This window comes from Planktothrix paucivesiculata PCC 9631 (assembly GCF_900009265.2).
In the GTDB taxonomy this organism is placed as follows: Bacteria; Cyanobacteriota; Cyanobacteriia; order Cyanobacteriales; family Microcoleaceae; genus Planktothrix; species Planktothrix paucivesiculata.
The window spans coordinates 1-315 of sequence record NZ_LR735036.1 but is presented as its reverse complement, the minus strand read 5'-3'; the positions used below and the strand labels follow the sequence as shown (position 1 = coordinate 315).

Below are 315 nucleotides of genomic sequence, written 5' to 3'. Positions count from 1 at the left end.
AGCCCTAACCAGCCCTTTGCTTCCCTGTAAAAAACTTCTATCCAATTTCTTTGTGAATAGGTCGTTACTATCCACTCTCCTGTAGCTTTTGAAGCTTCAACATTAGTCATTAAATAATCAATATCACTGGCTTGGTCGAAAGTAGCAGCATTCATGACGATGGCTATTACTTTCTTCCCTGCATACTTTGATAATTCAATTTCTTTTGTTGCTACCCACACAGTTTTGGGTTTTTCCAGTTGGAGTTGAATTTCACTAAAAGCTCCTTGGGGCAACGATTTAGCTAAATTATCTAATCGAGTTTCCTCGGTTTCA

1 pseudogene is annotated in these 315 nt (G+C 38.4%); it reads right to left on the bottom strand.

Annotated elements, in window-relative coordinates:
• Positions 1 to 315 (bottom strand): annotated as a pseudogene (locus tag PL9631_RS25455) (IS701 family transposase); the annotation flags it as partial.